At 71.0% G+C, this 26,916-nt stretch carries 22 protein-coding genes; 6 read left to right on the top strand and 16 right to left on the bottom strand.

What is annotated here, in order from left to right:
• Positions 1-42: 42 nt before the first annotated feature.
• From FVE25_RS27205 to rpmE, 9 genes are all read right to left on the bottom strand, one after another.
• Positions 43-465 (bottom strand): Cg1360 family ATP-synthase-associated protein, encoded by a 423-nt coding sequence (locus FVE25_RS27205; RefSeq protein WP_157249907.1) that lies wholly within the window; start codon positions 463-465, stop codon positions 43-45.
• 155 nt (positions 466-620) lie between these two features.
• On the bottom strand, positions 621-1,886 hold the full coding sequence (locus FVE25_RS27200; protein WP_157249906.1) for a glycosyltransferase family 4 protein: 1,266 nt from the start codon (positions 1,884-1,886) through the stop codon (positions 621-623).
• A gap of 61 nt (positions 1,887-1,947) precedes the next feature.
• Entirely contained in the window at positions 1,948-3,201 is a 1,254-nt protein-coding gene (locus tag FVE25_RS27195) for a serine hydroxymethyltransferase (RefSeq protein WP_157249905.1), read from the bottom strand.
• Positions 3,202-3,251: 50 nt separating this feature from the next.
• Positions 3,252-3,626 carry a hypothetical protein gene (locus FVE25_RS27190; protein WP_157249904.1) on the bottom strand — a complete coding sequence of 125 codons (375 nt, stop codon included), beginning with the start codon at positions 3,624-3,626 and terminating at the stop codon, positions 3,252-3,254.
• Positions 3,626-5,404 (bottom strand): hypothetical protein, encoded by a 1,779-nt coding sequence (locus tag FVE25_RS27185; protein ID WP_157249903.1) that lies wholly within the window; start codon positions 5,402-5,404, stop codon positions 3,626-3,628. Before FVE25_RS27185 ends, FVE25_RS27190 begins: the two co-directional genes overlap by 1 nt.
• A gap of 80 nt (positions 5,405-5,484) precedes the next feature.
• The gene (locus FVE25_RS27180) at positions 5,485-6,132 is read right to left on the bottom strand and encodes an L-threonylcarbamoyladenylate synthase (protein ID WP_157249902.1); all 648 of its coding nucleotides are present in this window, start codon (positions 6,130-6,132) and stop codon (positions 5,485-5,487) included.
• 42 nt (positions 6,133-6,174) lie between these two features.
• Entirely contained in the window at positions 6,175-7,029 is an 855-nt protein-coding gene (gene prmC / locus FVE25_RS27175) for a peptide chain release factor N(5)-glutamine methyltransferase (protein ID WP_157249901.1), read from the bottom strand.
• Positions 7,026-8,078 carry a peptide chain release factor 1 gene (gene prfA, locus FVE25_RS27170; protein WP_157249900.1) on the bottom strand — a complete coding sequence of 351 codons (1,053 nt, stop codon included), beginning with the start codon at positions 8,076-8,078 and terminating at the stop codon, positions 7,026-7,028. Before prfA ends, prmC begins: the two co-directional genes overlap by 4 nt.
• Positions 8,079-8,168: 90 nt before the next feature.
• Positions 8,169-8,381 (bottom strand): 50S ribosomal protein L31, encoded by a 213-nt coding sequence (rpmE, locus tag FVE25_RS27165; protein ID WP_157249899.1) that lies wholly within the window; start codon positions 8,379-8,381, stop codon positions 8,169-8,171.
• A gap of 239 nt (positions 8,382-8,620) precedes the next feature.
• On the opposite strand from rpmE, the gene FVE25_RS27160 reads away from it, so the two are divergent.
• A complete protein-coding gene (locus tag FVE25_RS27160; protein WP_157249898.1) occupies positions 8,621-9,706 on the top strand; it encodes a hypothetical protein in 1,086 nt (361 codons plus the stop codon).
• A 46-nt stretch (positions 9,707-9,752) separates the two neighbouring features.
• Here FVE25_RS27160 and FVE25_RS27155 read toward each other — a convergent pair whose 3' ends face one another.
• The 5 genes from FVE25_RS27155 to thrC all read right to left on the bottom strand — a co-directional run bounded on the left by FVE25_RS27155 (position 9,753) and on the right by thrC (position 16,266).
• On the bottom strand, positions 9,753-10,388 hold the full coding sequence (locus FVE25_RS27155; RefSeq protein WP_157249897.1) for a response regulator transcription factor: 636 nt from the start codon (positions 10,386-10,388) through the stop codon (positions 9,753-9,755).
• Positions 10,389-10,398: 10 nt separating this feature from the next.
• On the bottom strand, positions 10,399-11,649 hold the full coding sequence (locus tag FVE25_RS27150) for a sensor histidine kinase (protein WP_246267506.1): 1,251 nt from the start codon (positions 11,647-11,649) through the stop codon (positions 10,399-10,401).
• A 121-nt stretch (positions 11,650-11,770) separates the two neighbouring features.
• Positions 11,771-13,828, bottom strand: a complete 2,058-nt coding sequence (rho, locus tag FVE25_RS27145; protein WP_157249896.1) for a transcription termination factor Rho — start codon at positions 13,826-13,828, stop codon at positions 11,771-11,773.
• 457 nt (positions 13,829-14,285) lie between these two features.
• Entirely contained in the window at positions 14,286-15,185 is a 900-nt protein-coding gene (thrB, locus tag FVE25_RS27140) for a homoserine kinase (protein ID WP_246267505.1), read from the bottom strand.
• A gap of 22 nt (positions 15,186-15,207) precedes the next feature.
• Positions 15,208-16,266 (bottom strand): threonine synthase, encoded by a 1,059-nt coding sequence (thrC, locus tag FVE25_RS27135; RefSeq protein ID WP_157249895.1) that lies wholly within the window; start codon positions 16,264-16,266, stop codon positions 15,208-15,210.
• Between the two features lie 148 nt (positions 16,267-16,414).
• Between thrC and FVE25_RS27130 the strand changes: the two genes are divergently transcribed.
• Positions 16,415-17,872 (top strand): glycosyltransferase family 2 protein, encoded by a 1,458-nt coding sequence (locus tag FVE25_RS27130; protein ID WP_157249894.1) that lies wholly within the window; start codon positions 16,415-16,417, stop codon positions 17,870-17,872.
• A gap of 77 nt (positions 17,873-17,949) precedes the next feature.
• Here FVE25_RS27130 and FVE25_RS27125 read toward each other — a convergent pair whose 3' ends face one another.
• Entirely contained in the window at positions 17,950-19,566 is a 1,617-nt protein-coding gene (locus tag FVE25_RS27125; RefSeq protein WP_157249893.1) for a glycosyltransferase, read from the bottom strand.
• The gene (locus FVE25_RS27120; protein ID WP_157249892.1) at positions 19,563-20,678 is read right to left on the bottom strand and encodes a glycosyltransferase family 2 protein; all 1,116 of its coding nucleotides are present in this window, start codon (positions 20,676-20,678) and stop codon (positions 19,563-19,565) included. The genes FVE25_RS27125 and FVE25_RS27120 overlap by 4 nt, the downstream gene beginning before the upstream one ends.
• Positions 20,679-20,907: 229 nt before the next feature.
• On the opposite strand from FVE25_RS27120, the gene FVE25_RS27115 reads away from it, so the two are divergent.
• The 4 genes from FVE25_RS27115 to FVE25_RS27095 all read left to right on the top strand — a co-directional run bounded on the left by FVE25_RS27115 (position 20,908) and on the right by FVE25_RS27095 (position 26,826).
• On the top strand, positions 20,908-21,330 hold the full coding sequence (locus tag FVE25_RS27115; RefSeq protein ID WP_157249891.1) for a hypothetical protein: 423 nt from the start codon (positions 20,908-20,910) through the stop codon (positions 21,328-21,330).
• Entirely contained in the window at positions 21,327-22,829 is a 1,503-nt protein-coding gene (locus FVE25_RS53960; protein ID WP_181019728.1) for a glycosyltransferase family 2 protein, read from the top strand. Before FVE25_RS27115 ends, FVE25_RS53960 begins: the two co-directional genes overlap by 4 nt.
• Entirely contained in the window at positions 22,826-24,754 is a 1,929-nt protein-coding gene (locus tag FVE25_RS56410) for a glycosyltransferase (protein ID WP_157249889.1), read from the top strand. The genes FVE25_RS53960 and FVE25_RS56410 overlap by 4 nt, the downstream gene beginning before the upstream one ends.
• 116 nt (positions 24,755-24,870) lie before the next feature.
• Positions 24,871-26,826, top strand: a complete 1,956-nt coding sequence (locus FVE25_RS27095) for a glycosyltransferase family 2 protein (RefSeq protein WP_181019727.1) — start codon at positions 24,871-24,873, stop codon at positions 26,824-26,826.
• Positions 26,827-26,916 lie beyond the last annotated feature (90 nt).

The following is a 26,916-nucleotide window of genomic DNA, read 5'->3' as shown; positions in this document are numbered from 1 at the left end:
AGCAGAGGACTAGTCATATCGGACCCCGTCCCTTTACCTGGCTCATGAGTCGCCGTGCCCGGGCACTTTGGCATCGGGGTCCACGTAGAGCATCTTTGTCTTGATGAACGCCCTGGCTTCAGCCGCCGTCCACACGATCGTGCACGCCACCACGCTCCAGGCGAAAGCCTGGGAGTTCCAGGCGGTGGTGTCGCCGAACGTGCTGAGCATGACCATGATGACGACGACTTTGACGAGATAGCTGACCATCGCGGCAGCGGCCATCATGTGCGGGGAGATTCTCGCGGCGTAGGAGACCGCCACCACGCTGATGCTGAAGAAGACGGCGACCAGCGCGAGCCCGACGAGAGCGCCGATGGCTCCCTTACCCCCCGCGACGAAGAAGGCCACGATGGCGGCAACGGCTCCCACGACCAGCGTGGGCAGCGCGGCGCTTTTGAGTACGCGCACGTCGTTGGCCTGCATCGGTGCTCCCGTTTGCGAGTTATCAAGCGAGCGTTTGCTACCCCCAGAGCCGGTGCGTCCAGGGGGCCTTGCTCGTGAAAGATATCACAAGCTCATGGAAGACCGCTTTTACCTGCCGTTTCTAGTTCGCGATCATGATCAGCGCTGCCCCGTGGTCACGACCCGCCGGGGAACACCTGGACCGCGCTGCGATCCTGTGCCGTGGGCGTCCGCCGTACCTGCTGTGTGACCTCGTCGGATGGCGCGATGACGGGCATCGGACCGGTCGGCGGGCCGTCGTCGTCATCGCTCGGGGACTTGCCCCGAGCGGCGGCGTGGGCGCCGCCGCGACCCCGCAGCCGCGGCAGGGCCATCATGACCAGGACGCCGAGTGCGAGCAGAATCACAATCGGGAAGAGCAGCAGCGGCACCCCGAAAACGGACATCGTCACCAGGCCGAAGGCGAACAGGACGGTCCACGCGTACATGATCAGCACGGTCAGGCGCTGCGAGTGGCCGATGTCGAGCAGCCGGTGGTGCAGGTGGCCGCGGTCGGGGGCGAAGGGCGACATGCCGTGGGACGTGCGTCTGACCACGGCCGTTATCAGGTCGGTCAGCGGCAGGACCAGCACCGCGACCGGCAGCAGCAGCGGCACCAGCGTGCCGAACTTGTTGATGCCGTCGAAGGAGAACGGGTCCAGCGGGGTCACCGTGATGAGCGAGCCGGCCAGCACCAGGCCCAGCAGCATCGCGCCGGTGTCGCCCATGAAGATCTTGGCCGGGTGGAAGTTGTGCGGCAGGAAGCCGAGACACATGCCGAGAAGGATCGCGGTGATCGCCGCGGTGGTGTTGATGCGGTTCTGCTCGATGGCCTGGTCGAGGAAGATCGAGTACATCCAGGTGGCCGCGGCGGCGATGCCGACGATGCCGGCCGCCAGCCCGTCGAGGCCGTCGACGAAGTTCACCGCGTTGATCGCGACGACCACGATCAGGATCGTCAGGACGGTGCTCAGGTTGTAGTCGAGGACGTAGGCGCCGCCCCAGCTGTCGGGCAGCGGGATCGAGGTCAGGCGCATGTCGAAGAAGACCATGACCCCGGCGGCCGCGATCTGGCCGCCCAGCTTGATGAAGGGGTCCATGCCCCACCAGTCGTCCAGGAACCCGGTCAGCGTGATCAGGCCACCGGCCACGATGAGCGCCAGCGTGGTCTGTTCCTGCGCCAGGACGTAGCCGGTGCGGTTGAGATTGCCCGCCACCAGCAGGCCCGCCACCAGGCCGAAATACATCGCCAGCCCGCCGAGCCGCGGGGTGGGCGTGGTGTGCACGTCGCGCTCGCGGACCTCGGGCATCGCGCCGATGCGAATGGCGAAACGCCGGACCAGCGGCACGAGCAGGAACGTCACCGCCGCTGCGACCAACGCCATGAAGAGGTATTCGCGCACGGGCACCAGTTTCCCGGATCCTCCGGCCTCCTGTGACCGGAAAACAACACAGAACAGCTTATTATTCGCTGAGATAAGGCTGGTGTATGGCCAGCAGTTCCGAAACTCGTCGTCGCACGTCAGTGACCGTGTCCGGATATCTCACCGCCTGCGCTACAAGCGTTCCCACCTCCTTCAGCTCCTCGGGACCCATCCCCTGGGTGGTGACACACGGGGTGCCCACCCTGATTCCTGACGTGACGGCAGGTGGTTCGGGATCATACGGGATCGCGTTGCGGTTGAGGGTGATCTTCGCGGCGGCGCATCGACGTTCGGCCTCCGCGCCCGTCACCCCCAGCGCACGCAGATCGATCAGCGCCAGGTGGCTGTCGGTGCCGCCCGAGACCGGCCGCATGCCCTCGGCCGCGAGCGTGTCGCACAACGCCTGCGCGTTCGCCACCACCTTGCGCGCGTAGTCGCGGAACTCCGGCAGCAGCGCCTCGGCGAACGCCACCGCCTTCGCCGCGACCGCGTGCATCAGCGGCCCGCCCTGCACGAACGGGAAGACCGCCCGGTCCACCCGCGCGGCCAGCTCCCCCGTGCAGAGGATGCCGCCGCCGCGCGGTCCGCGCAGCGCCTTGTGCGTGGTGAAGGTGACGACGTCGGCGTACGGCACGGCGCTCGGTATCGCGCCCCCGGCCATCAGCCCGATCGTGTGCGCCACGTCGGCCAGCAACCATGCCCCGGCCTCGTCGGCGATGCCGCGGAAGATCGCGAAGTCCACCAGCCTCGGGTAGGCCGTGGCGCCGCAGACGATCACCTTGGGCCGGTGCCGCAGGGCCAGCGCCCGGACCTCGTCGTAGTCGATCAGTTCGCTGTCGCGACGCACGCCGTACGCCACCACGTCGAACCATCGTCCGGAGAAGTTCACCTTCGAGCCATGCGTGAGGTGCCCGCCGTGCGGCAGCGCCATGGCCAGCATCGTGTCGCCCGGCTGCAGCAGCGCCGCATAGGCCGCCAGGTTCGCCGAGGCGCCCGAGTGCGGCTGGACGTTGGCGTGCTCGGCCCCGAACAACTCCTTGGCCCGCTCGACCGCCAGCGTCTCCGCCCGGTCCACCACCTCGCAGCCGCCGTAGTAGCGGCGGCCCGGGTAGCCCTCGGCGTACTTGTTGGTCAGCGTCGAACCGAGCGCGGCCAGCACCGCGGGCGAGGTGAAGTTCTCGCTCGCGATCAGCTGGATCCCGCCGCGCACCCGGTCGAGCTCGTCGAGGAGCACCTGGGCGATCTCGGGATCCCGCTGCTGCAGCAGGCCGAAGTCCGGCCCGTAGTAGGCCATTTTCTCAATGTACGCCCGATTCCTCTGCTCCCCCACCTCTGCCAGGAGGTTCAGGAGAAGGCGTGCGGCGCTCCCGCGTTGCTCGGCACCCATCGCGGGGTGTCGGCGGCCTCGTCGCTGATCGAGGTCAGCACCGCCTGCCGGTACAGGGCCAGCCGGGTCCGCCACTCCGCCAGGTCCTCGACGTACCGTGAGCCGACCGGCGCGTCCCACGTCTGCGGGCTCCGGGCGAGCTGGTATGCCTTGTCCAGAGAGGCCGTCAGCGACTCCAGCAGGGGCATGACGGACTGCCAGGCGGTCACCAGGCGCTGATACTCCGGATTGAACTCCCAGGCGCGTGGCTGGCCGTCCAGGGCGCCCGTGGAGGTGGCGGGCGGGCGCTCGCCGGGCTGGAGCGGCTGGGGCGCGGGCGGGTCCACGTACATCAGCTGCTCCTGTCACCCGACTCGACCGAACCCGGCCCTGCCACACCCGGCTCTATCGAACCCGGCGGACCGTCCGGCCCGATGTCCTCCGGCACCCACTCCCCCTTGCCCCACTCGCCCTTGGGCACCTCGACGCCGGGCATCTCCATCGGCTGGACGTCCCTGACGTTCTCGACCAGCGTCTTCAGCACCGCGGGGTCGAGCGGCTCGGCGTCGTGGGAGACCACGTCACTGCCGTCATCGGCCCACTGCTGCGGGCCCGCGTTCCCGGCCGCCGCAGGGGTGCTGTTCTCGATGCCGGTACGGTCACCCGCCCGCTGATCCGGCTGCCCGGTGGGCTCGGCGGCGGGCGCCTGACCAGTCGGGGCCGTCTGGGCGCCCGCGGGCTCGCCATAGGCGGCGGCCGTCTGGGTGCCGGCCGTCTGGCCGGTGGGCTCGCCGTACGTGCCGGCCGTCTGGCCGGTGGGCTCGCCGTACGTGCCGGCCGTCTGGCCGGTGGGCTCGCCGTCCGTGCCGGCTGTCTGGGTGCCGGGTTGGACGGTGCCCGGCGGGCCGTCGGGTTTGATGTTCTGCGGGGCCCATTCGCCCGTGCCGTACTCGCCCTTGGGCACCTCGACGCCGGGCATCTCCATCGGCTGGACGTTCCTGGCGTTCTCGACCAGTGTCTGCACGGCGGCCGGGTCCGGTGGCTTGGCCGCGCAGCCGGTCACGTCGCCGTCCGAGGTGGCCAGGCCGCCCGCGTCGACCACCTTCCCGCCGGGCTGGAGCTGGCCCGGGGTGGTGTCGGCGGGTGTGGCCGGGGTGTCCTGGGGGCGGACGTCGTCGATGTTCCTGATCAGCTCCTCCAGTTCCTCGGCCGTGGGCGGGTCGAGGGGCACCTGGAGCACCTTCACGCCGTCCACCTCGACGACCTGGGGCTTGGTGGGGTCGAGGGGGGCTTCGGCGCCCCGGTCGCGGCGGCTGTCCCGCTCTTCGTCCTTGGGCTCGTCACCCTTGACCGGGTCATCCTTCTTGTCGTTCTTGTTCTCGTCGGAGGCGGTGACCTCGTCGCCGACCTTGGTGTCCGGGACATCCGGCTTGTCGTCACCGGTCTTCACATCGGGCTTGTCCGGTTTAGGCTCATCGACCTTCGCATCGGGCTTGTCCGGCTTGGGGTCGTCCGTCTTCGCATCAGGTTTGTCCGGCTTGGGCTCGTCGACCTTCGCGTCGGGTTTGTCCGGCTTCGGTTCGTCGACCTTCGCATCGGGCTTGTCCGGCTTCGGATCGTCCGTCTTCGCGTCGGGCTTGTCGTCGGACTTGGGATCGCCGGCCCGCGGGTTGTCGTAGCGCGAGCGGTCGTCCTCGCGCTTGTCCTTGGGATCGTCGAGCGTCTCCCCGCCGTCCTTCGGCTCCGTCTTCACCACCGGCTTGTCATCAGCCGGTGTCCCGTCGACCTTGCCGTCCTTGGCGTCTTTGGCGTCCTTGCCGTCGGTCTTGGACTCGGTCTTGCCGTCGCCGTCGGCGCCCGTGCCGGGCACCGGCTCCTTGCCCGCGTCCGCCCCCTTGGGCGCGTCCTCGCGCTTCTCCAGCAGCGCCAGCCGCGTGGTGACGTCCTTGGACATGCCCTCCGCGGCCTCGGCCACCTGCCCCGGCCGGTGCGTGGCGCGGGTGGCCAGGCCGGCCGCGCTCATCACCAGGGTGACCCGCCCCTCGATGGTGCGCATCTCCCCCGCCGCCCGCTTCACCTCGGTCAGCAGGTCACGCACCAGTTTGGGGTCCATGCCGTCGAACTTGCCCATGGGCGAGCCACCTCCGCGCACCACGGTAGGCCGCCCACGCCCCTCGTGCCCCGCGTGATAATCAGCGGGTATCGCTGAGATCAGGCGTCGGTGGCGACGTATCCGACGATCCCGCGCAGCTTCTCCACCGGGATCGCCCCCGCCCGCAGCAGCCGCGGCACGGCGGTGGTCAGGTCGAGAATGGTCGAGGGGGTGTTGTCGCTGGTCGGCCCGGCGTCGAGGTAGACGGAGACCGACTCGCCCAGCTGGTCCTCCGCCTCGGTCGCGGTGGTGGCGGCCGGTGCGCCGGAGCGGTTGGCGCTGGAGACGGCCATTGGGCCGGTCTCCTTGAGCAGGTCGAGGGCGACGGGGTGCAGCGGCATGCGCAGCGCCACCGTGCCCTTGGTGTCGCCGAGGTCCCACGACAGCGCCCGGTTGGCCTTGCAGACGATGGTCAGCGGGCCGGGCCAGAAGGCGTCGATGAGGTCCTGGCCGAAGGGGCCGAGGTCCTCCACCAGCGCGTTGGCCGCGCGTACGGTGCCCACCAGCACGGGCGGCGGCATGTCACGGCCACGGCCCTTGGCCTCCAGCAGCGCGTTCACGGCGCTCTGGGTGAAGGCGTCGGCGCCGATTCCGTAAACGGTGTCGGTGGGCAGCACCACCAGCTCGCCCGTGCGAACCGCGGCCGCGGCCTCGGTCAGGCCCTCGGCGCGCTGGTCGGCGTCCGCGCAGTCAAATCGTCGTCCCACGACTCTGTCGGCCTCTCTGCGATCGGGGTGGTCGCCCGCATCCTAGTCCTGGCCCAGGCGGGCCGTGACGAACCTGTCCCGCCGGGTGAGATCCTGGCGCAGCCGTACGTCACGCCAGCCGTTGTCCTCCGGGAAGGTCAGGTAGACCGCCCGGCCCTGCTCGTCGGCGTGCTCGACCGCCACCCAGCCGCCCGGCCTGAGCAGGCGGCGGGCCGTACGCTCGACCGCGCGCACCTCCCCGAGGCCGTCGTCGCCGGTGCCGTAGAGCGCCCGCGAGGGGTCGTAGTCGCGCACCTCGGGATCGCGCGGCACGGCGCCGGGCGGGATGTAGGGCGGGTTGGAGATGACCAGGTCGACGGTGCCGTCGAGCTCGGGCAGGGCGCCGGCGAGGTCGTCGGGGTGCAGGTGGACCCGGCCCTGGCCGTGCTCGGCGATGTTGCGCTTGGCCCAGGTGTAGGCGCCGGGGTCGAGCTCGACGGCGTGCACCTCGGCCAGCGAGACCTCCTGGGCGATCGACAGCGCGATCGCGCCGGAGCCGGTGCCGAGGTCGACGACCAGCGGCTGGGTGACGTCCATGGCGCGCAGGAGTTCGATGGCCCAGCCGGCCATGACCTCGGTCTCCGGGCGCGGGACGAAGACGCCGGGACCGACCTCCAGCTCCAGGTAGCGGAAGTAGGCGTGGCCGGTGATGTGCTGCAGCGGCTCACGCGCCTCGCGCCGGGCGATGCCCTCCCAGAAGAGGGCGTCGAAGTCGGCGTCCTTGATCGTGTGCAACTCGCTTCTGCGCACGCCGTGGACGAACGCCGCGATCTCCTCCGCGTCGGTACGCGGGGACGGCACACCGGCCTCGGCCAGCCGGGCCGTTGCGTGAGCGATCTCGTCCAGCAGAAATGTCATGAGTGTTGTGCGAGCTTCTCCGCCATTTCGGCGTCGATCAGGGCCTGGGTCACGGCGTTGAGTTCACCGTCGAGAACCTGGTCGAGGTTATACGCCTTGAAGCCGACGCGGTGGTCGGAGATGCGGTTCTCGGGGAAGTTGTAGGTGCGGATGCGCTCGGAGCGGTCGACGGTGCGGACCTGCGACTTGCGCTCGGCCTGGGCCGCGGCCTCGGCCTCCTCCTGGGCGATGGCCAGCAGGCGGGCGCGCAGGATGCGCAGCGCCGACTCCTTGTTCTGCAGCTGGCTCTTCTCGTTCTGGCAGGAGACGACCACGCCCGTGGGCAGGTGGGTGATGCGCACCGCCGAGTCGGTGGTGTTGACGCTCTGGCCGCCGGGGCCGCTGGAGCGGTAGACGTCGATGCGCAGGTCGTTGGGGTCGATCTGGACATCGACCTCTTCCGCCTCGGGGTAGACCAGGACGCCGGCGGCGCTGGTGTGGATGCGGCCCTGCGACTCGGTGGCGGGCACCCGCTGAACGCGGTGGACGCCGCCTTCGAACTTCAGGCGCGACCACACGCCTTCGTCGCCCTTGGCCTTGATGCCGACGGTGACGTCTTTGTAGCCGCCGAGGTCGGAGTGCTGGGACTCGATGATCTCGGTCTTCCAGCCCAGGCGCTCGGCGTAGCGCAGGTACATGCGCAGCAGGTCGCCGGCGAACAACGCCGACTCCTCACCGCCCTCACCGGCCTTGATCTCCATGATGATGTCCTTGTCATCATTGGGATCGCGCGGGATGAGCAGGTGGCGGAGCTTCTCCTCCAGCTGCGGGATCCGGGCTTCGAGCTCGGCCGCCTCCTCGGCGAACGCCTCGTCCTCACCGGCCAGCTCCTTGGCGGCGGTGAGGTCCTCGCGCACGCTGTCGAGCTCGCGGTAGGTGCCGACGATCGGCGTCAGGTGGCGGTAGCGCTTGCCGAGCGTGCGCGCCTTGCCCTGGTCAGCGTGCACGGCGGGATCGGCGAGCTGCGTCTCCAGCTCGGCATACTCCTTGAGCAACTCGTCGAGATTCACCGTGCGTCCTTCGTGTCGTCCCTGCCGGCCGTATCACCAAGAACGCCGACCCGCCGCACAACGGGGTGCGTCGGGCCGGCGTCGGTGGAGCTACTTGGCCTTCTTGCCGAAGCGCTGCTCGAAGCGCGCCACCCGGCCACCGGTGTCGAGGATCTTCTGCTTGCCCGTGTAGAACGGGTGGCAGGCCGAGCACACGTCGGCGTGGATGACGCCGTTCTTGGCGGTGCTGCGGGTGGTGAAGGAGTTACCGCAGGTGCAGGTCACCTGGGTGACGTGGTACTCCGGGTGGATGTCGCTCTTCATCTGAAGTCCTTTCGGGGTGCGGTCGCCGGGTCGCCTCACGATGGCTGCGCGCGTTCGCACACTGGCTTGGGTGCGCGCGGCGGGAACCGGTACCGCTTCGGTTCAGCTACCAGTGTGCCAGACGTTGCAACCATCCCAGGCCACCAGGCATTCCCTCGATCTTGATGGCGATTTCACCTGGGTCACACTAGGCTCCCGCGCATCAAACCTAGCTTTCTTCCCAAAAAGGACACCCATCGATGATGAGAAAGGTGCGGTTGCTGCTCGCGACCGCCACGGGGGCCGCCGTTCTCCTCGGAGGCGCGGGACTCACAGCCTCGGCTGCCACGGCTTCCACCTCGCAGAGCGCCGCCGCCGGGGACATCAGCGGCGTTTCCGCCAGCAACACCTACGTGCCGGGTAGCGGCAGCGTCACCGCCGCCATCGGCTTCGTTCTGCAGAACCCGCTGGGCACCAACAAGGACCAGCCCGTCCAGGCCGACGTGTCGGCCGAGATCACGCCCCCCGGCAAGAGCTCGCGGAGTGTCGGCATCAGCTACACGCCGCCGCAGAAGAACAGCGACGGCACGCTGCCCGGCACGGCCTCCGGGACCGGCTCGTTCACCATCTCCAGCGACGACCCGTCCGGCGCCTGGACCCTGGTCTTCAAGGTCAACCGGGGCGGCTCGACGGGCACCGACACGGTCACGGTCAACGTCACCGGCAAGACGGCCGGCATCAGCGCCTCGGTCTCGCCCGACCCCGTCAACCTGCGCAAGGGCCGCGAGGTCCAGGTGGACGTCCGGGCCTCGGTCAAGGACGCCGGCTCGGTCAGCGCCAAGCTCGTCAGCGACGAGACCAACGAGTACTACGACCTCGGCACGCTGAGCCAGGACTCCTACGCCGGCTCCTACAGCGGCAGCACCTACTTCAGCGACGACACCGACCCCGGCCAGTGGACCCTCGTCGTCACCGCCACCCGCGGCAACGAGTCGTTCAAGGCCGAGGTCGGCTTCAGCGTCGTCGCCCCCGAGGACGGCGTCTCCAAGAAGGCCAAGACCAGGGTCACGCTGACCGTGCCCAAGAAGAAGCTGGCCAAGACCTTCAAGATCTCCGGCAAGGCGTACAAGTCCGGCAAGGGCTACTCGAAGAAGACCCTGCAGATCTACTACAAGGCCAAGGGGACCAAGTCGTACAAGCTGATCGACGTGGTCAAGACCACCTCCACCGGCTCGTACGCCAAGAAGATCACCGTCAAGAAGGACGGTTACGTCAAGGTGAAGGTCCCGGGCACCAGCAAGACCAGGACCGCCTGGTCGCCGCAGAAGTTCGCCGACCTCAAGTAAGCCCTCTGCGCACACGGCCCGCGTCCGGCTGCGGACGCGGGCCGTTCTAGCGTCCGAGGTAGGCCAGCACGGCCAGCACCCTGCGGTGGTCCTCGGGGGCCGGGCCCAGGGCGAGCTTGGCGAAGATGCCGGAGATGTGCTTCTCGACGGCGCCTTCCTTGACCGTCAGCCGGGTGGCGATGGCGGTGTTGGAGCGTCCTTCGGCCATGAGCGCCAGCACCTCGCGCTCGCGCGGCGAGAGCGTCTCCATCGGCGAGCCGCGACGCTGCCTGCCCAGCAGTTGCAGGACCACCTCGGGATCGATCACCGTGCCGCCCGCGGCCACCTGCCGGACCGCCGCCAGGAACTCCGCGACGTCGGAGATGCGCTCTTTCAGCAGGTAGCCGACCGCCGGGCCCATCAGGTCGGCGGCGTAACGCTCCTCCACGTACTGCGACAACACCAGGATCGGGAAGCCCGGCCGCGCCCTGCGCACCTCGAGCGCGGCGCGCAGTCCTTCGTCGGTGTTGCTGGGCGGCATGCGCACGTCCACGACGGCCAGGTCGGGCCGGTGCTCGCGCACCGCCGTCACCAGGGACGGGCCGTCGCCCACCGTGGCCACCGTCTCGATGCCGCCGTCCGCCAGCAGCCGGGCCAGGCCCTCACGCAGCAGCACCGAGTCCTCCGCGATCACCACGCGCATGGGCCCAGGACTACCACGCGCACGGCAGGTCCGCGCGGACCAGCGTCGGTCCGCCCACGGGGCTGCTCACCACCAGCACGCCGTCGATGGTCGCCGCCCGGTCCGCCAGGCCCGCCAGCCCGCCGCCCTGCTCCAGGCTCGCGCCGCCGATCCCGTTGTCCCACACCTCGACCACGACCTGCTGCCCCTGGCGCGCGACCCGCACCGACGCCTCGGTCGCGACGGCGTGCTTGGCCATGTTCGCCAGCGACTCGGCCACGATGTAGTAGGCGATGCTCTCCACGGCCGCGGGCGGCCGGTCGCCCAGCTCCACCACGGTGTCCACGCCGATGGGCGCCCGCGCGGCCAGCGCCGACAGGGCGGCGTCCAGCCCTCTGTCGGTGAGGATGGCCGGGTGGATGCCCCGCGCGAGGTCGCGCAGCTCGGCGATGGCCGCTCTGGTGCCGGTGTGGGCCTGTTCCAGGAGTTCCTTGACCTGCTCCGGGTCGTCGTCCAGCTTGGTGCGGGCCCGTCCCAGGTCCATGGCGACCGACAGCAACAGCAGTTGCGCGCCGTCGTGCAGGTCCCGTTCGATCCTGCGCCGCTCCGCCTCCGCCGCGTCGATGCCCCTGGCCCGGCTGGCGCGCAGCCGCTCCTCCTCGCCGCCGCCGAGCAGGGCCGCCGCGAGCGTGCCGTGCAACAAGCTCAGGCCGCGTACGGCATAGGCCAGCAGCACGACCATCGCCAGGCCCGCCAGCATGGCCAGCATCCGCACCGGCAGCGTGTCCGCCGCCATCTCGGTCCCGAACCTGAACTCCGCCGTGAACGACGCGCTGATCAACCCGAGGGCGACCGCCCCCAGCACCCACACCACGACGAACTCCAGCAGGCTCACCGGCGCCATCAGCGCCAGATAGCCCAGATCCCGCCAGGTCGCCGGATCCTTCAGCAGCCACCGCAAATGGTTGAACAACCCGCGCTCGGGACGCCGCCGGTAGGGATCGGCGATCTTCACCCCGAACGCCAGCCGTACCATCCTGCGCTCCAGCATGGCTGCCCCACGCCAGGCCACCATGATCGCCAGGGCCAGCGGAAAGCCGATCCAGACCGCCATCATCGCCAGCGAGATCGTGCCCCCGAAGACCACGAGCAGCGACCAGGCCAGCCCGAAGGCGGCACTCACCATCAGGTACGGCAACGCCCGCCAGGTACGCGGATCGACCAGCACGCCGATGGGCCCGTTCGCCCCGAACGGCACCCGCTCACGCAACGCCTCGTCCACGCTCTCAGCCTGCCTGGCAGGAGGGAGTTCGTGAATGCAGCCAGCGCCACGTTCGAGGTGGGGTTAACCCCACCAACGCGAAGGGCGGCGGGGATGACCCCCGCCGCCCTGCAGCTCGCGACTAGTCGCGGTCGTTGCTCACGGTCGTCTTCTGGACCTGCAGGAGGAACTCCGCGTTGGACTTCGTCTCCTTCATCTTCTCCAGAAGCAGCTCCAGCGCCTGCTGCATGTCGAGCGCGTGCAGCACCCGGCGCAGCTTCCAGACGATCTGCAGCTCCTCCTTGGCCATGAGGATCTCTTCCTTACGGGTACCGGACGCGTCGACGTCCACCGCCGGGAAGATGCGCTTGTCGGCCAGGGAGCGGTTGAGCTTGAGCTCCATGTTGCCGGTGCCCTTGAACTCCTCGAAGATGACCTCGTCCATCTTGGACCCGGTCTCCACCAGCGCGGTGGCGAGGATGGTCAGCGAGCCGCCGTTCTCGATGTTGCGCGCGGCGCCGAAGAAGCGCTTCGGCGGGTAGAGCGCGGTCGAGTCGACACCACCGGACAGGATGCGGCCCGACGCCGGCGCGGCCAGGTTGTAGGCGCGGCCGAGACGGGTGATCGAGTCGAGCAGCACGACCACGTCGTGGCCCAGCTCCACCAGGCGCTTGGCGCGCTCGATGGCGAGCTCGGCGACGGTGGTGTGGTCCTCGGCGGGGCGGTCGAAGGTCGAGTGGATGACCTCGCCCTTGACCGAGCGCTGCATGTCGGTGACTTCCTCGGGCCGCTCGTCGACGAGGACGACCATGAGGTGGCACTCGGGGTTGTTGCGGGTGATCGCGTTGGCGATCGACTGCAGCACCATCGTCTTACCGGCCTTGGGCGGCGAGACGATCAGACCGCGCTGGCCCTTGCCGATGGGCGAGACGAGGTCGATGATCCTGGTGGTCAGGATGTTCGGCTCGGTCTCCAGGCGCAGGCGCTCCTGCGGGTAGAGCGGCGTCAGCTTGTTGAAGTCCGGGCGGCTGCGCGCCTGCTCCGGGTCCATGCCGTTGACGGTGTCGAGGCGGACCAGGGCGTTGAACTTCTCACGGCGCTCGCCCTCGCGCGGCTGCCGGACGGCGCCGGTGACGACGTCGCCCTTGCGCAGGCCGTTGCGGCGGATCTGGGCCAGCGACACGTAGACGTCGTTGGAGCCCGGCAGGTAGCCGCTGGTGCGCACGAAGGCGTAGTTGTCGAGGATGTCGAGGATGCCGGCGATCGGGATGAGCACGTCGTCGTCGCCGATGACCGGCTCGTTGCCGTCGAAGCGGTCGCGGCCGCGGCCGCGGTTGCGCTCCCTGAAGCGGCCCCGGCGCCCGCCGCGGCGGTCGTCGTCGTCGCCCGCGCCACCGCGGTCGTCACGGCGCTGGTCATCGCGGCGCTGGTCATCGCGGCGCTGGTCGCCGCCACGCTGGTCGCCGCGGCTGCCCGCGTCCACCGTGCGCTGGTCGGCACGGCCGCCCTCGCCACGGTCGTTCCCCGTGCGCTCGCCGCGCTCGCCACGGTCGCCGCCCCGCTCACCGCGGTCGCCGCGGTCGTTGCGGTCGCCGCGGTCGTTGCGGTCGTTGCGGTCGCCGCGGTCGTTGCGCTCACCGCGCTCGCGCCGCTCGCCACGGCTGCGGCGCTCCCTGCGGCTCTCGCGCTCCCCACGGTCGCGGGACTCGCCCTGCGTCTGGTCGGCCGGCTGCTCGACGACGGCGGGCGCCGCCGCCACGACCGGCTCGTCCGGCACGGTCACGGCCACCGGCTCGGGGGCCGCGACCACCGGCTCGGCCGCCGCCGGGGCGCTCGTCTCCTCCACGGGCTTGCGGGAACGTTCCCTCCTCGTGCGGGTGGGCCGCTCCGCGGCGGGCGCCGGCTCGGCCGCGGCTACCGGGGCCTCCGCGGCGGCCGGAGCCGCCGGGGCACTGTCACCGGAACCGCCGCCCTGCTTCTCCTGGATGGCCGCGATCAGCTGGCTCTTCCGCATGCGTCCGGTCCCGCTGATGCCGAGCTCGGCGGCGATCTTCTGCAGCTCGGGCAGCACCTTGGCGGACAGGCCGGTGCCGGAGCGACGCGCACGAGGCTTGGCCGCGGCACGAGTGGGGGTGTCGCCGGACGCGGGCTGCGCAGATGAGCCCGATGCGTCGGAGAGGAGTTCGGTGGTGTCGCTCAACTAAAAGGTCCTTCCCAGGGGTCGGGCGCCGGCTTTGCTGAACCGGGCGTCCCGGAGGTGCTGTCGATCCGGCGGGACAGACCGGGTCGGGGTGCACGCTGCGATCTTCGGCCGCCGCGCAGGTCGGCCGCCACTATTGGGGAGGGGCTCGTCCAGGCCGCCACAGGTCGGTGGCGCGTGGAGGACACCCCTCAGATTGCTGTCGCCAGCCAGATGTCGAGATGATTCGAACGCGCAGATCCCCATAGTCGTCGCCTCGCGTTGGACCAACCGGGTGTAGGCCAACGGGAGACGCCGGGTTCCGGGGAGACAGCCGCGCTGCTCACGCCTCGCGACGTGAAGCATGATGCAGCGATGTGTGGCTGACAAGCACGCACCCAACAAGGGGGCATCTGGTGCGGCTATCAGCCTAACATCACCAGCGCACACGGCTATTCCCTGAAGGTCTAAAGAGGCATCAGCGTGTCTCGGGGAACTGAACGTTCGCACCATCCGGGTCGACGTCCATTTGCTGGATGTGCCAGTCATTACCCACTTCTGGCGCGATCAAATCCTGCGTATCCGGTGTGGAAAACACAAGAACCGTGGGCCCCGCACCCGAAACGACCGCGGGCACGCCCACCGCACGCAGACGTTCTACCAGATCCGCGCTACCAGGCAGGGCAGGCGCGCGGTAATTCTGGTGGAGACGATCTTCCGTTGCGGCCATGAGCAGGCTGTTCTCCGGTCGGAGCGTCAGCGCGGCGATCAGCAGCGCGGATCGGCCGGCGTTGAAGGCGGCGTCCTTGTGGGGCACTTCCTTCGGCAGCAGGCCACGTGCGGCCTCCGTGGACAGCCGCGCCGACGGAATCAGCACGACCGGACGGATTCTCGCATGGGGGGTGAGTTTCACCATATGTGGTGATCCCCCATGGTCGGTCCATGAAATCGTCAGACATCCGGCCAGACAGGGCGCGACGTTGTCGGGGTGACCCTCCATCTCCGTGGCCAGGGCGAACACCTCGTCGTCGGAGAATGTTCGCGCAGAGCCGAGCGCGCGGGCCGCCAGGATGCCGGCGACGATCGCGGCCGAGGACGAGCCCATGCCGCGGGCGTGCGGGATGCGGTTGCGGCAGTGCAGGCGGATGCCCGGCGGCTGCGCCATGCCCATCCGGTCGAACGCCTTGCGCATCGCCCGGACGACCAGGTGACCTTCACCGAGGTCGAGCTCGCCTTCGCCCTCCCCCTCGACGCTCACCTGGACACGATCCCCCGTGAGTTCCGCCTCGACCTCGTCGTACAGGCCGAGCGCGAGACCGAGCGCGTCGAAACCGGGCCCGAGATTCGCCGACGTCGCGGGCACCCGAACAGTGATCAATGTGGTTCTTATCCCTCGTTCGTTAGGCGAGATTGAGCGCGCCCGCCGCCGCGTGGACGTCGATCGGGATCGTCACCGGGGCCGGAGCGCCGGAGATGGCCCAGTCCGGGTCCTTCAGGCCGTTGCCCGTGACCGTGCAGACGATGCGCTGACCGGGATCCACCAGGCCGTTGGCGTGCGCCTGCAGCAGACCGGCCACGCTGGCCGCCGAGGCGAGCTCGACGAAGACGCCCTCCTCCTGGGCCAGCAGCTTGTAGGCGGCGGCGATCTGCCGGTCGGTGACCGACTGGATGACGCCGCCGGAGTCGTCCCTGGCCGCCTCCGCGAGCTTCCAGGACGCCGGGTTGCCGATGCGGATCGCCGTGGCGATCGTGTGCGGACGGCTCACCGGGGCACCGTTGACGATCGGCGCCGCGCCGCTGGCCTGGAAGCCGAACATGCGCGGCCGCTTGGTGGATACTCCGTCGCCGGCGTACTCCTGGTACCCCATCCAGTACGCCGAGATGTTGCCCGCGTTGCCCACCGGGATGCAGTGGATGTCCGGGGCGTCGCCGAGCGTGTCGACGATCTCGAAGGCCGCCGTCTTCTGGCCCTGCAGGCGGTACGGGTTCACGGAGTTGACCAGCGCGATCGGGTACTCCGACGACAGCTTGCGCGTCATCTCCAGGCAGTCGTCGAAGGAGCCCTCGACCTGCAGCAGCGTCGCCCCGTGCACCAGCGCCTGGGCCAGCTTGCCCATCGCGATCTTGCCGCGGGGCACCAGCACCGCGCAGGTGAGCCCCGCGCGCACCGCGTAGGCGGCGGCCGAGGCCGAGGTGTTGCCGGTGGACGCGCAGATGACCGCCTTCGCGCCCTCCTCGACGGCCTTGCTGATGGCCATCGTCATGCCGCGGTCCTTGAAGCTGCCGGTCGGGTTGGCGCCCTCGACCTTCAGGTAGACGTCACAGCCGGTCAGCGCGGAGACCCGATGGGCCGGGACCAGCGGCGTGCCGCCTTCCAGCAGCGTGACGACCGGCGTCTTCGTGGTGACCGGAAGCCGCTCTCGGTACTCCTCGATGAGGCCACGCCACGACCTAGCCATGATGACTCCCTACCTGCGGTGTTGGGCACCGAGTGTACGGGCTCGCGCCCGGGCGCGCGGAGCGGCGTCCACGGGATGGACATCGGCTCGTCTTTTCATGAAATATTCAGCATCCCCGGCTAGGGTTCTCCGCCAGGGGGTCCTCACTATGAACGCGCGTCCTGCTCTGCGGCAGAACGACTATTCACCGCTCACGCCACCGGAGCTCGGCGCGTGGTCGCCGTCCCTGTCGGTGAGCGTCGTGATTCCGGCCCACGCTGGGCCGTACCTGCAGTTCACGCTCGCCGCGCTGGCCGCGCAGAGCTACCCGGACCATCTCATGGAGGTCCTGGTCGTCGACGACGGCAGCTGCCCGCCGATCGAACTGCCCGAGATCCGCCCCTTCAACACCCGCGTCGTCCGGGTCGACGCGGGCTGGGGCATCTCCAACGCCGTCAACACCGGGGTGCTGGCCGCCGACGGCGAGATCATCCAGCGGCTCGACGCCGACATGGTGCCTGACCGCCGGCACATCGAGGCGCTCGCGCGCTGGCACCACGTGACCGACTATCTGGTCACGATCGGGATGAAGCGCTTCGTCGAACCGCCGCCGCTCAGGGCGGAGCAGGTCTACCGGGCGGGACACCTGGCCGACCTGTTCGACCTGGACAACGCGGTGGCGAGCTCCACCGAGGCGACGATCGCCAAGACCGACGGGCTGCGCAAGAGCCGCAACCCCTACCACGTCTGCACAGGACCGACCTTTGCCCTTCCCAGGGAGGTCTTCCACGCCGTGGGCGGTCTCGACCCGAACGTCCTGCGCGGCGAGGACACCGAGTTCGCCTACCGCCTGGCCATGCACGGCGTCGTCTTCATCCCCGACGAGGCGGCGCAAGCCGTCCACCTGGGCCTGCCCGCCCAGCGCGTGGACAAGGACCGCGCCGTCCGCGCCGTGGAGCCGCACCTGGCCCACCGCATCCCGCTCCGCCGCGACCTGCGCAAGGACCGCGGCCGCCGCTGGCTGGTGCCGTACGTGGAGGTGGTCCTGGGCGTCCGGGACTCCACCCCCGATGCCGTACGGCAGGCCGTCTCGGCCGCCCTGGACGGCAAACTCCAGGACGTCGTCGTCACCCTGGTCGCCCCTTGGTCCCAGCTGCCGCCCGGCCGCCGCTCCGTCCTGGACGACCCGGACTTCGACCTGCGCTTCCTGCGCGACCTGTACGCCTGCGACGACCGCATCCGCCTGGCCGACGAGCCCTCCGGCTCCCCCGCCCCCATCCCGTTCCGCTACCGCGGACCCGTGGACGTGCCCCTCCACCGCTCGACGCTGGAGCGGATGGTGGAAACGATCCAGAAGGACCTGGAGGGCATCCTGGTCGTCGATCTGGAGGACGGCCGCACCGCCCGCCTGGAGCGCACCTCCGCCCTGGCCCGCGCCCGGCTGCTGGCCGGCCCGCTGGACGACGTGGACGCGGTCATCGCCCAAACCCACGGCGTACGGCACGCCACGCCGGCCCGCTACTGGCCCGCGCCTCAGCCCGCTGCCCCCGCGCCCATCCAGATCACGCCCCAGGTGGAGGAGCGCACCCTCCTGAACCGCCTCCGGTCGGCGCTGCGCCCCAACTGATCCGGGGCGGGTTACCCGGTAAGGGGCACCCGGTGGCCGGGCCCGTGCCGCCGGCCCCAGGCGTTGGCTCAAGCCGGTCAGCCAGGCTTTCGGGTCCAGGCGCGTTTGAGGGAGGCGGCCAGGAGGGCGCGGAGGCCGCGTTGGGTGCGGTTGGCGGCGGTGAGCTGGCGGCGGAGGGTGCCGACTTCGCGGCGGAGTTCCACGGCGCTCTTGCGCCACCGGCCGGCTTCGTCGCGCCATTTGGCCACCTGGCCACGCAGGCGTTCGGTCTCCTTGGCCAGGCGGACCGTCTCGGCCTGGGCGTCCAGGCGGGTGCGGAGGGCGCTGCGGCGGCCCAGGGGGATGTCGGGGGTGGTGGTGAAGCCGTAACTGTCGCCTTCCACCCAGGTCACTCCGGAGACGTCGTCCACCGCGTCGTCCAGGTCTTCGCCCGGGCGGGTGACCAGGGCGGCTCTGGCGAAGGAGGCGGTGCGCTCCAGGCGGGCGCGGACCAGGCCCTCGGGGGATTCGGACAGGAGGATGTTGATCAGGCCGAGCCCTTCGTCGCGGGCCAGTTCCAGCAGCTTGGCCAGGCCGTCTTCCGCCGGGGCCCAGCCGGCGGGCAGGCGGAGGATCCAGGGGATGGCGGGCGAGACGTCCTCCGTTTCGGCCAGCCGTACCCGGGGGTCGTGCCGGTAGTGGCCGTGGACCAGGGCCAGGTCGAGGTTGGGGTCGGTCAGGGGGTGGCGGCGGTCGGGGGTGAGGTCCTGCCAGGGTCCGGTCAGGGTGACGCTCACGTCGGGGATGGTGCCGGCCAGGACCGTGTCCACGGTGGCGCGGACGGTTTCGTAGCCGGTGGTGCCGTCCACGAGCACGGCCACGTACGGCACCTTCCAGGTGCGGCCGGGGTGGGAGCGGAGCCAGCGGTAGGCCGGGATGCGGTCGGCGACGTAGGCGTGGCTGATGCGGTCGATGGGCGCCTTGTCGCGCATGCGCATCGTGGGGCCGAGGTGGTAGGCGCGGGCCAGGGGTTCGGGGACGAAGACGGCGCCGGCCTGGGCCAGGCGGTAGCCCATTTCGGTGTCCTGGCCGAGGATGAGGTCTTCGTCCATGGGGCCGGCGGCGGCGATGAGGCGGGCGTTGACCGAGGTGGCGCCGCCGACGTGGATGCTGAAGGGGCGTTGCGGGTTGTCCGTGAGGCCGCGGGTGCGCTCGACGAGGTCGACGATCCAGGCGTGCGGCTGGGCGGGTTCGAGGGCCTTTTCCAGGTCGTCGGGGAGTTCGGCGGGGATGGGGGCGTCGGTGAAGCGGATGTATCCGGTCACGGCCAGGTAGGCGGCGCGGTGGTGCCAGCGCATGTGGGCTTCCACGGCGCCGGGGGTGAGGAGGACGTCGGAGTCCAGCCAGTGGATGACGTCGCCGGTGGCGTGGGCCAGGCCGGTGTTCCTGGCGGCGGCGCGGCCGGGGGCCGGGCAGGTCAGGAGCGTCGTGCCGGCCGGGGCGTCGGCGGGGAGGCGCAGAGGCGGGCTGCTGCCGTTGTCGACGACGATGATCTCGGTCAGGCGCTCGGGGTAGGTCTGCCGGGCCAGTGCTTGAAGGACCAGGTCGAGGCGGTGCTGCCCGCCGTACGCGGGGATGATCACGCTGACCGTGAGCGCCGGCGTCCAGACGGCGGGCGGCTCGAGCGCCCGGTAGTCGTTGCCTTTGACCCTCATGCGGCTTCCAGGATCGCGCTCGGCCGGAAGCCGCGCCACTGGTTGGCGGCGACCTTCAGGAAGTGGGCGAGGGGCAGTTGCCAGGTGTGCTCGTCGCCGAGGGTACGGCGGAGCATGTAGCCGAGCCCGTGGGTGCGGTAGATGCGGGCTCCCTGGGCCTGGGCGGCTGTGAGGAAGCCCTTGTCCACCGCCCGAGGTAACGCAGGAAATCCCCCTATAGACCGAAATTTCGCCAATGAAAGGAAAATGGTGCCGCCTGCCACGTGATCCGCCCACACCTCACTCGGGTACGCGGCGCCACTGGCGAAGGTCACCCGGCGGATCGTGGTGTGCAGCGGCTCGAGGTAGAAGAACTCACCGGTGGCGCCCACGATGTCCGCGCCGGTGGCCCGCAGGGTCAGCACCAGGTCGGACAGGTGTTCGGGGCCGTACCAGTCGTCGTCATCCCATTTGGCGAGATAGTCACCGCCGGCCCGGGCTGCGGCGAGGTTCAGCACGTCGCCGAACGACGCCTGCGACACCACGCACGACACCGGCAGCGGCGCCGCCTCGATCACCTCCCGCACCTCGTCGTACGGCACGCCGTGCAACCCGATCACCGCCTCGACCTCGACCTGCCGTTGCCGTGCCATCTGCGCCAGCGCCCCGGCCAGCAGGTGCGGCCGCCTGGTGGCCATGACCACGCTCACCGACGGGGGCGGCCCGAGCCCCGCCACCTCGCCGGCCGGCGTGCGCCCGGCCAGCCGGGCGGCCAGGCGGCGCAGCCGTACGCTGTGCTCCTCGCGGCGCAGGTCGGCCAGGCAGCGCAGGCCGCCGGTGGGCGCGCAGGCGAGCCAGTCGCGGTCGGTGAGCAGCGCGGCCAGTTCCGCCGGGACCCACGCGGGCGCCCGTGACGCGGTCAGCGGCACTCCGGCGGCGGCCAGCCGGACCAGTTCCGCCAGGGGGACGGGCTCGGCAGGCCACTCGATGTCGAGGCCGCGCAGGGGGCGCAGCGCGGGGATGTCCATGCGGGCGTCCGGCGCTCCCTCGGTCCGCCAGGCACGGCCGCGCCAGGTCAGGCGGGCCAGTCCCTTCTCCGGCGTGCGCCGGAATCCGCAGGGGGTGACGGTCATGAACGTCGGGCTCCTCCGCCGCAGGGGGACTGAAGTCGGCGCCTACCTTACGCCGCTTTTACTGCCGAGTAGGGGGCCGAATCCCATTCGTTACGGCACCTGCCGCAGGTCACGAGGTGGCGGCTCCCAGATTCCGTTCAGGAACTTATGGCACGTTAACTTGTGCCTGTTTATTAGGGTGTCAATATCCCCATCTGCCACCCAAGTCGCGACAAGGATAGTTATGCGGATGCTCTCGACTCGCCGGGCAGCGGCGACGGCCGCGGCTGTCGGGGTGCTCGCCCTCGTGGTGCTCCTGCTCACCGGCGTGTTCACGCTCGCGGCGGCGGCCGTCGCCGCCGCGCTGCTCGTCTCCCTGGCCGCCCTCGCCTTCCTCGTGCTGACCATGCGCCGCCTGGACGGCAAGGCCCAGCGCATCGACCTGCGCGTGAAGAAGAACGAAACGTCCCACGCGGCCAACGCCGCCACCCTCAAGCGCATCGAGACCCGGCTGGAGGAGCTGTCGCGGGCCGTCGAGGAGAGCGCCGCCCGCCGTACCGAAGACCTGAGCGCCATCCTGGTCTCGCTCGGCGAGGACCGCGTCAACGCCATGGCCCACGCCCGTGAGGTCGAACGGCTACGCGAAGAGGTGCGGGCACTGGGCTCGGCATGAGGCGCGTCAGGCACAACGACTACGGTCCCCTGGAGCCACCGGCCATCGGGGACTGGCGGCCCGACCTGCGCGTCTCCGTGGTCATCCCGGCCTACAACGACCAGGAGGGGCTCGACCGCACGCTCACCGCGCTGGCCAAGCAGACCTACCCCGCCGAGCTGACCGAGATCGTCGTCGCCGACGACGGGAGCACGCCGCCGCTGTCCGCCCCGGGCGCCCGCGTGGTGCGGGTGGCGGACGGCTGGGGCCGGGGCGCGGCCCGCCAGGCGGGGGCCGAGGCCGCCACGGGCGCGGTCGTCCACTGGCTGGACGCCGACATGATCCTCGACGAGGAACACCTGGAAGCGCACATGCGCTGGCACCACCTGCTCGACCACGCGGTGGTGATCGGCGACACCAGGTTCGTCGGCGAACTCGGCGAAGAGGGCGCGCCCAGCGACTACGTCGCCAAGACGCTCGCGTCCACCCGGATGCTGCGTGACGCCGGCGCGAGCGCCTACCTGCTGCACACCGGCGCCTCCACCTCCGTGCGCGCCGACCTGCTGCGCGCCGCCGGAGGCGTGGACGTCACGCTCAACATGGCCGAGGACACCGACCTCGGCTACCGCCTCGCCCAGGCCGGCGCCGTCTTCATCCCCGACCCCGCGGCCAGAGGGTGGCACGTCGGGCCGTCCACGGTGATGCTCCGCGAGAAGGAAGTACACCGGCACAACTGGTCATACCTCGGCGATCTCCTCCCCGATCTCCGCTGGCTGCGCACCCATCCCCGCCGCCAGTGGCGCGTGCCGTACGTGCGGATCGTCACCGAGGCCATCACCTACGAAGACACCCGCGCCACCGTCGACGCCGCGCTGGCCGGGACCGTCGCCGACACCGCCGTCACCATCACCGGCCCCTGGGACCTGCTCACCGGCGAGCGCCGCGCCAGCCTCGACGACCCCCACCTCGACCTGCGCCTCCTGCACAACCTCTACGCCCACGAGCCGCGCGTCACCCTCGCCGGGAACGCGCCCGCCTCCGTGGCGCCCACCCCGTTCCTGCTGCGCCTCCCCGCCGGATGGGCGCCGGGCGCCGACACCCTCGCCCAGCTGGTACGGCTGGCCGACCAGGACACCCTCGGCCTCGTCTCCATCGCGCTGGCCGAGAACCAGGACGGCGTGCTGGCCGCCCGGCTGGAGCGCACCGCGGCCTTCGCCCGGGCGGCCCGGTTCACCGGCCCCGCCGACGACCTGGTGGACGAGATGTTCGGCGCGGTGTGGGTGAGCGGGTCCGAGTACGGCTTCGCCACCGGCACCGGCATCGAGCCCCCGGCCGGGGACCCGGCCAAGTGGCGGGCCCTGGCCGCCAAGCGCGCCGCCGAGGTGAAAGAGCTGGAGGCCACGGTCGAACGGCTGACGGCCGAGGTGGAACGCCTGTCCCAACCGGCCGAGCAGGAACAGCCGCCGCCACCCGACGGCCCCCTGGCCGCGCTGCTCCGGCGCATGAGGAAGAGCGGATGACCATGATTGCCACCCTCCTCGCCGACCTGCCCGGCGCACAGGTCTTCGTGGCCGGCATCGACGAGGTCGTCGACGGCGTGGACCTCGACCGCGACCTCCTGGAACCGCCCACCGGCAAGGAACGCGCCCCCGCCGTCCTGGTCATCGCCCGCACCCCGGCCGACCTGCGCCGCGCCGCCACCCTGCACAAGCTGCTGCCCGACACCACCAGAGTCGTCGTCGCCGTCCTCGACACCCCGCCCGCCCATCCGGCCCCGGTGCCCACGCCGACCCCGGCACACCGGTGGCGCTCCCTCAGCGAGCTGCGGGTCTACCAGCCCAAGGACCGGGTCTGGGTGGTGGACGCCAAGTTCTCGGCGCCCACCCCGGCCGGCCGTACCGTGACCGCGACCGCCCGCGCCTTCGCCGGCCACCGCCTCGACGTGATCGCCGCGCCCGCGGCGGCCATCGCCGGGGTGGGCGCGGCCGACTGGCGGCCCGGCGACCCCAACGCCACGCCCGCCGAGGTGAGCGGCCCCGTCCCCGAGCGGGTCGGCGCCCCGGGCAGCGACCTGGTGCTGCGGACCCTCGACGACCCGGCCGTGGGCCCTGGGGAAACGCCCCTGGCCAGGGCCGCCGAAGCCGCCTGGGAGGGCGACGAGACGCCCGTCGAACGGCCCACCACCCGCGCGGCCAGCTGGGAACAACTCGGCCGCCCCGGCGGCGCCGAACTCCCGCTGGCCGACCCGGACGTGCTCGCCGAGCCGTCCATGATCCCGCCGGTGGACGAGCGGCTGGTCAACCCCAGCGGCTTCGTCACCACGCCCTCGCGCGGCATCGCCGCCCTCACCGAGCGTGAGGGCCGCTGGTCGGTCGTGCTCGACGGCAAGGTCGTGACCGCGTTCGCCGAGTCCGGCGGGGTCACCGACGCCGACGTGGCCCGGCTGCGGCAGATCCGCGGCGTCGAGGTCACCTGGCAGCACGCCCACAGCGGGCCGCTGGCGGCCGTCCGCGTACTGGCCGGGCTGGCGGCGGCCGGAGTGCCGCTGGTCTCGCCCACACCCGTGCCCCGGTGGGCGGGGGCGCTCGGCGAGCCGCTGGCCGGGCTGCTCGAGTCCGCGCCCGACCTGGCCGACGACCTGCGGCGCGAGGAACACAGCATCCGGCTGCGCCGTACCGCGCTGCGCACGCACGGGGTCGCCGCGCGCTGGGAGCAACTCGGCGCGCCCGCGCCCGTGCCGCCGCTCACCTCCGTCCTGCTGGCCACCCGGCGCGCCGACATGGTCGGATTCGCGCTCGACCAGATCGCCAGGCAGCGGGATGCCCAGTTCGAGGTCATTCTCGCCCTCCACGGCGTGCCCGCCGGGCATCCCGACGTGACCGCCGCGACCGCCGCCTTCGACGGCCAGCTCACGATCTACGAGGCTCCGGCGTCGCAGATCTTCGGCGAGGTGCTCAACGAGGCGGCCGCCCGTGCCTCCGGGTCATTTCTGCTGAAAATGGATGACGACGACTGGTACGGGCCCGATTTCCTGTCCGACCTGCTTCTGGCCCATGGGTACTCCGGGGCGCAGGTCGTCGGGACCGTCCCCGAGTTCGTCTATCTGTCGTCGATCGACGTCACCGTGCACCGCAAGCAGATCACCGAGCAGATCACCAGCTTCGTCGCCGGCGGCACCATCCTCGTCGAACGCTCCGCCTTCCAGGCCGTCGGCGGCTTCCGCCCGCTGCGCCGATCCGTCGACACCCAGTTCCAGGAGGCGCTGCAGGCGGCCGGCGGCCAGATCTACCGCACCCACGGCCTCGGCTACATCCTGCGCCGCGGCCCCGCGGCCAACCACACCTGGCAGGAGCCGATCGGGACATTCCTGCAACGCAACCGCCGGCAGTGGCGCGGCTTCCGCCCCTGCGCGCTCATGGAGCTGGAAGGGAGCACACGGGTATGACGGGGGACCAGGCGTCGGGGGACCGGATACCGGAAGCCCCGGTACCGGGGAACCGGATATCGGCGGACCAGATGTCGGGACACCCGGTACCGGGGAACCGGGTATCGGCAGACCAGATGTCGGGACAGCCGGTACCGGGGAACCAGGCCAGGATCCGGCACAACGACTTCGGCGCCCTGAAACCGCCCGCCCTGGGCGACTGGACGCCCCGGCTGAGCGTCACCGTCGTCATCCCCGCCCACGACCGCCAGGAGACGCTCGACCTGACCCTGGCCGCGCTGGCCACCCAGAGCTACCCGGCGGCGCTCCTGGACGTCATCGTCGTCGACGACGGCAGCACCACGCCCCTGCGCCTGCCCGGCCTGCGCCCAGACCGCACGCGCCTCATGACCAGCGCCCCCGGCGGCTGGGGCCGCGCCTGGGCCCTGCAGACCGGCATCGACGCGGCCGCCGGCGAGATCATCCTGGTCCTGGACGCCGACATGGTCCCCCACCGCCGCCACGTGGAAGCCCAGCTCCGCTGGCACCACCTGGCGCCCTACCTGGTCGTCCTGGGCTGGATCGACTTCACCGCCGACCCCGGACTCCCCGCGCCCGCCGAGATCCGCGAAGCCCTGGAGGCGGGCCACGAGGACAAGCTCTTCCGCCCGTCCGCGCTGCGCCACGACTGGGCAGAGGACATCATCACCGCCTACGACGGCCTGCGCAGCGCACCCAGCGCCGTCGCCTTCCACGTACACGTCGGCGCCACCGCCTCCTACCCCGCCGCCTTCCTGCGCCGCATGGGCGGCCTCGACACCTCCCTCGTCCTGGCCGAGGACACCGAACTCGGCTACCGCCTGGCCCAGGCGGGCGCCGTCTTCGTCCCCGACCCCGAATCCCGCGCCTGGCACCTCGGCCTGCCCACCGCCATGCGCGACTGGGCCGAGCTGAAGAGGTACAACGACCCGTTCGTGGCAGATCGGGTCCCCTCCCGCCGGTACCTGCGCGTGGCGCCCGGCCGGCAGTGGCTCGTGCCGTACGTGGACTGCGTGGTGCACACCCCCGGCCGTCACGAGGACACGCACGCGACGATGGGCTGCGCGTCGCGCGAGGACGTGAACGACCTGCCCCCCGAGGAGGCGCGCCCAAGCACGAACGACCTGCCCTCCGAGCACACGGGCCCAAGCACGAACAACCTGCCCTCCGAGCACACGCGCCCAAGCACGAACGACCTGCCCCCCGAGGACGTGCGCGCGACCGTGGACGGCCTGTCCTACGAGGACGCGCGCCCAAGCATGAACGGCCTGTCCTACGAGGACGTGCGGGCGACCGTGGACGGTCTGCTGGCCGGGTCGCTGCCCGACATCCGTGTCACGATCGCCGGCCCCTGGTCCACGCTCACCCCCGAACGCCGCCACCCCCTGCGCGACCCCGACCTCGACCTGCGCCTGATCCACGCCGCCTTCGACCACGACCCTCGGGTACGGCTGGCCGCACCCGGGGCTTCGTTGCCCGGCTCCCCGGCGCCCTTCCTGCTCACGCTCCCGCCGGGCTGGATGCCCGGCCACGACACCCTCCTGCGGCTGACCGAGTACCTCGACGAGCACGACCTGGGCGTCCTGTACATCGCGCTGGCCGAAACCCCGGACGGCGTCGTGAGCGCCCGGCTGGCGCGCACCGCCGCGCTGGCCAGGGCCGAGCTGGTCGCGGGGCCAGGGGAGCATCCGGATGACGTGATCCACGAGGTGTTCGGGGTGGAGTGGGTGGACGGGGAGGCGTTCGGGTACACCCGCCGCCCCAAGGTCTACCCGCCTCGGCGCCGGCCACCCTCGGAGCAGGAACAACAGGCGCTACAGCAGGAGAAGGAGATCAACCGGCTGCGCCGCAGGGCCGCCGCGCTGCAGGCGGAGATGTCGCAGTTGCGCAGGGAGACGGGAAAGGCCCGGCGGGACGCGGCCCGGTGGCGCGACAAGGCCGAAACCTGGCGGCGCGAGGCCGTCCGCCTCACCCGGGCCAAGGACCACACGGTCCTCAAGCGGGCGGTCCGCCGAGTCCGCGACCTGACCTTCCCCGAAGACCAGACCACCTAGTCGGAGCCCTGATTCCAAGCCATCTCCCCACACACCCCAACCCCCCACACCTCAACCCCACACCTCAACCCCACACCCCACACCCCAACC

It is taken from the genome of Nonomuraea typhae, from assembly GCF_009760925.1.
GTDB classification, from domain to species: Bacteria; Actinomycetota; Actinomycetes; order Streptosporangiales; family Streptosporangiaceae; genus Nonomuraea; species Nonomuraea typhae.
The sequence above is the reverse complement of the archived record's forward strand: the minus strand, read 5'-3'. Positions and strand labels throughout refer to the sequence as shown.

Coding starts and splice junctions, on each gene's coding strand:
- FVE25_RS53960 (WP_181019728.1), top strand. CDS start 21,327: ATGAGGCGCGTCAGGCACAACGACTACGGTCCCCTGGAGCCACCGGCC.
- FVE25_RS56410 (WP_157249889.1), top strand. CDS start 22,826: ATGACCATGATTGCCACCCTCCTCGCCGACCTGCCCGGCGCACAGGTC.
- prmC (WP_157249901.1), bottom strand. CDS start 7,029: ATGACATTTCTGCTGGACGAGATCGCTCACGCAACGGCCCGGCTGGCC.
- FVE25_RS27120 (WP_157249892.1), bottom strand. CDS start 20,678: ATGACCGTCACCCCCTGCGGATTCCGGCGCACGCCGGAGAAGGGACTG.
- FVE25_RS27155 (WP_157249897.1), bottom strand. CDS start 10,388: ATGCGCGTGGTGATCGCGGAGGACTCGGTGCTGCTGCGTGAGGGCCTG.
- FVE25_RS27190 (WP_157249904.1), bottom strand. CDS start 3,626: ATGTACGTGGACCCGCCCGCGCCCCAGCCGCTCCAGCCCGGCGAGCGC.
- FVE25_RS27185 (WP_157249903.1), bottom strand. CDS start 5,404: ATGGGCAAGTTCGACGGCATGGACCCCAAACTGGTGCGTGACCTGCTG.
- FVE25_RS27130 (WP_157249894.1), top strand. CDS start 16,415: ATGAACGCGCGTCCTGCTCTGCGGCAGAACGACTATTCACCGCTCACG.
- FVE25_RS27160 (WP_157249898.1), top strand. CDS start 8,621: ATGATGAGAAAGGTGCGGTTGCTGCTCGCGACCGCCACGGGGGCCGCC.
- FVE25_RS27095 (WP_181019727.1), top strand. CDS start 24,871: ATGTCGGGACAGCCGGTACCGGGGAACCAGGCCAGGATCCGGCACAAC.
- FVE25_RS27115 (WP_157249891.1), top strand. CDS start 20,908: ATGCTCTCGACTCGCCGGGCAGCGGCGACGGCCGCGGCTGTCGGGGTG.
- FVE25_RS27125 (WP_157249893.1), bottom strand. CDS start 19,566: ATGAGGGTCAAAGGCAACGACTACCGGGCGCTCGAGCCGCCCGCCGTC.
- FVE25_RS27205 (WP_157249907.1), bottom strand. CDS start 465: ATGCAGGCCAACGACGTGCGCGTACTCAAAAGCGCCGCGCTGCCCACG.
- thrC (WP_157249895.1), bottom strand. CDS start 16,266: ATGGCTAGGTCGTGGCGTGGCCTCATCGAGGAGTACCGAGAGCGGCTT.
- FVE25_RS27195 (WP_157249905.1), bottom strand. CDS start 3,201: ATGGCCTACTACGGGCCGGACTTCGGCCTGCTGCAGCAGCGGGATCCC.
- rpmE (WP_157249899.1), bottom strand. CDS start 8,381: ATGAAGAGCGACATCCACCCGGAGTACCACGTCACCCAGGTGACCTGC.